The sequence below is a fragment of the Caballeronia sp. LZ003 genome, assembly GCF_031451465.1.
GTDB lineage: Bacteria > Pseudomonadota > Gammaproteobacteria > Burkholderiales > Burkholderiaceae > Caballeronia.
In genome coordinates, this window is sequence record NZ_JARUXJ010000281.1 from 1 (window position 1) to 3,433 (window position 3,433).

Genomic DNA, 3,433 nt, shown 5'->3' on the forward strand with positions numbered 1-3,433 from the left:
GCGTTCGGCCAAGGAAGAGCTGGAGACAAGTAAGGAGGAGCTGCAGTCCGCCAACGAGGAGTTGACCACGGTCAACTTCGAATTACGCATGAAGGTTGACGAGGCCGGGCGGAACAACGACGATCTGAGCAATTTGATGGAAGCGTCGGAGATCGCAACGGTCTTTGTTGACTCTGGGATGCGCGTGAAGCGTTTTACCCCGCAGGCGCGCCGCTTGTTTTCTCTCATCCCGTCGGATGTCGGCCGGCCTCTCATGGATGTGACGAACCGGCTTCGTTACGACGAAATCGTGGAAGACGCAACGGCTGCATTCAGGCAGTTGGTGCCCATCGAGCGCAGCGTCACGAGCGTCGACGACGAGCACTATCTTGCACGCATTCAGCCGTATCGCACGAGTCAGGACAAGATCGGGGGAGCGGTCTTGACCTTCATCGACGTGACCGAGCTGCGCGCGGCAGAAAGCCGCGTTCAGCGCACCGAAGAGCGCCTTCGGGATGCCATCGCGTCAAGCAAAGACTTTGCCGTGTTGAGCACCGACCTGCACGGCGTCATCACGACCTGGAACGAAGGCGCTGCAGTCATGTTCGGCTATCGTTCGGACGAAATTAAAGGTCAGTCGATCGACGTCCTCTTCACCCCGGAGGACCGTGCGGAGGGCGCGCCCAAGCAAGAGCGCAGCGCTGCGGCGCGAGCGGGCCGCGCTGCAGATGAACGCTGGCATCTTCGCAAGGATGGAACGCGCTTCTTTTGTAGCGGCGTCATGACACCCTTGAACACCAGCAACGGAGGAGGATTTGTCAAGATTGCCCGGGACGTATCGAATGCGAAGCGCCGAGAGTCGAAATACAATGAACAGATGACACAAGAGCGGCGCGCGAGCGCCCGGGTGAAGGCTGGCTCGGACTTGAAGGATCGCTTCCTGGCTGAGATGGCGCATGAGCTTAAGCAACCACTGAATCTCATACAGGTCAATGCCGAGCTCTTGATCCGTTTGCCGGAAACAAGGCACTCTGCTGCCGTTCAGCGGCTCGGCGGGACCATTATGCGTGCGGTATCGACGCAAGAAACAATCGTCAACGACTTGCTTGATTTTTCCCGGGTTCAGACCGGAAAACTACGACTGCATCGGCAACCGATAGATGTTGTGGAGATTGTCCGGCGCTTGAGCGAAGCCATGGCACCGGACGTGGCACGCAAGGACATCACGCTCCAGTTGCAGGCGCCTGACACGGTGGTGTGCGACTGTGACGCGGTACGATTCGAGCAGATTATCTGGAATCTGCTCGGCAACGCGGTGAAGTTCACGCCCGCAGGCGGCAGCATACGTGTCTCAGTCAGCGTTGATGAGCGCCACGCGACGCTCGAAGTTAGCGATACAGGCATCGGTATTTCGCCCGATTTCCTGCCTAAGGTCTTTGAGCTTTTTAGCCAGGGTGAAGCGGCGGAACCGATTAGTCCGCGCCGGATCGGACTGGGTATTGGATTGGCGCTCGTCAGGGAGCTGGTTCGGGCCCACGGCGGAAGCATTGAGGCAAGCTCGGCCGGTAAGGGCTTGGGCACGAGCTTTCGCGTCAGGTTACCGTTGTCCGCCGCCGGACTTAGACAACCCGACGACTCGCGATCCCCCATGTCCTTGCATCATCGCATCCTGCTGGTCGATGACGACGGCGACAGCTTATCCGCATTCGCAGAGCTGCTTCGCGGCGAAGGAGCTGATGTTGACATGACAAGCAGTCCCAAAAGAGCACTGACCATGCTCGAAGCCGGAGACTACGACGTGCTGTTGTCAGATATCCGCATGACGGAGATGTCCGGGTACGAACTGATCAAGCGGGCGCGAAGTCTAGAAACTCCGAAGCGTATTCGGGCGTTTGCAGTAAGTGGCGAAAGTGGCGAGGCCTCGGTGCGTGAGGCTTTAGCGGCGGGCTTTGACGGACACATCTCGAAGCCCGTGTCGCTTGAGCGGCTTCGGATGAGCTTGGGAGAGGCTTGACGCAATACTTCAAGCCTCCATAGTCACTTCCACCTACAGACGAATACGCTAAGCTGGCTATCAACGGTAACTGACCAGTACCGACGAATGCTCCACGAGCTCTACGCAAGCGCCAGGTTTCATACCGGGTTACGGTGGCGCACGCCGCTTTGCTCATTGCACGCGAGCGTCTGGCCTCAAGCTTTCTCGGCGCGCTTCAATGATCTCGTGGAGTCGGAAGAGCGCCATTTTTAGACTACCTTCCTGCGCTAGCCGATTCGCGATTAGCAAAACTTCATTCTCAAAATAATCCGCGTCGAGGAGGCGCTCCGTTTGAGCAATGAGCGCGATGACGTTGCCATAGAGCTGCTCCGGATATCGGCCAGGGTGCCGGTCCAAAACATTGAGCAATACGCTCCAGCGTTCCGAGACAACCTGCAAGGCTTGCGGTGATAACGCTTCCATAGTGGCCTCCACAACGAACGCAAGTTGTGAATGCTTCAACAATCGTCGTGCCATGAGACGCAGGCCCACTAGGTGAGGCCACATAGCCTTTACCCCTCGCTTCAACTCGGCGCGGCGCGATCACCGGATGTTGCCAGAGAACAGTCAGCTACGGTCACGACCTACCGACTTCGTGGTGTGGCGGACTGTTTCCACTGGCGCGCGATTTCGTGATCGCGAAGAGAGGCGGTCGGCCCGCCAAAGCGGGCCGACACCGTTGCTATCGTGACATGTGCCTAGACCTAGGACACTTGTTGATCTTAGGCTACCGCTTACTGAAAGCCAAAGAGAATTTGCGTCGAGTCAACCGCAGCGGGATCGGCGCAATCAAAGTTACAAATATACGCGAACGTACGTACCACTAAAAAAAGCCGATCGTTAGAGCGGGCTGAAGGAACGTGCCCTTGCGAGACACGATAATCAATCTGCTCTAATGTGACGAAGTCATACTGTTAGGTAACGAACGTGAGCCGTGCCGCAGCCAAAATTCCACACGTTGTAGGTGCCGAAAATGACGCCATTCGGAAGGCGCGAGTCTTAACGAAGCGATTGTCGCAACTCAGGTCTTTCAAGCGCTTAATTGGGCGTTCCAAAACACCTCCTCACGGTGCGCTGTACGGCTACCGCGGCGAGTGGTTCAATGCTCCCCAAACGCTTGCGACGTGGTGAATCGCGTTGAAGTATTCGGAAACAACAAGTGGCTTAATGATGTAAGCGTTCGCTCCTAGTTCGTAAGCCCGACGCACGTCTTCGTGTCCGTTGGACGACGTCAGCATCACCACCGGGACCCTCGAAAGTTCGGGAGCTTGCCGTATTCGGCGCAGGACGTCAAAACCATCGGAGCTCGGCATTTTGACGTCTAGGGTCTGTTTACATTCTCACTAGCGGTCCAAAGGCACAGGCAAGCGAAGCAAAGGCGAGATAGTTGCCGGCGAGCTTGTCGTAACGCGTGGCGAC

General features: G+C 57.1%; 3 protein-coding genes and 1 pseudogene. 1 reads left to right on the top strand and 3 read right to left on the bottom strand.

All coding sequences use genetic code 11. From position 1 onward, the window contains the following. Window positions 1-1,993 (top strand): ATP-binding protein (locus QCE79_RS39040; RefSeq protein WP_309854527.1); only part of this gene is annotated, 1,993 nt, incomplete at its 5' end. A 153-nt stretch (window positions 1,994-2,146) separates the two neighbouring features. On the opposite strand, the gene QCE79_RS39045 is transcribed toward QCE79_RS39040, so the two are convergent. The 3 genes and pseudogenes from QCE79_RS39045 to QCE79_RS39050 all read right to left on the bottom strand — a co-directional run. Beyond that, on the bottom strand, window positions 2,147-2,437 hold the full coding sequence (locus QCE79_RS39045; protein ID WP_309854530.1) for a hypothetical protein: 291 nt from the start codon (window positions 2,435-2,437) through the stop codon (window positions 2,147-2,149). 659 nt (window positions 2,438-3,096) lie between these two features. Next, window positions 3,097-3,327, bottom strand: a complete 231-nt coding sequence (locus tag QCE79_RS39715; RefSeq protein WP_404989517.1) for a response regulator — start codon at window positions 3,325-3,327, stop codon at window positions 3,097-3,099. 19 nt (window positions 3,328-3,346) lie between these two features. Then, window positions 3,347-3,433: pseudogene (locus tag QCE79_RS39050) on the bottom strand (IS5/IS1182 family transposase); the annotation flags it as partial.

Bases quoted from the DNA above. Each gene is read 5' to 3' on its own strand.
- QCE79_RS39715 (WP_404989517.1), bottom strand. From the start codon at position 3,327: ATGCCGAGCTCCGATGGTTTTGACGTCCTGCGCCGAATACGGCAAGCT.
- QCE79_RS39045 (WP_309854530.1), bottom strand. From the start codon at position 2,437: ATGGAAGCGTTATCACCGCAAGCCTTGCAGGTTGTCTCGGAACGCTGG.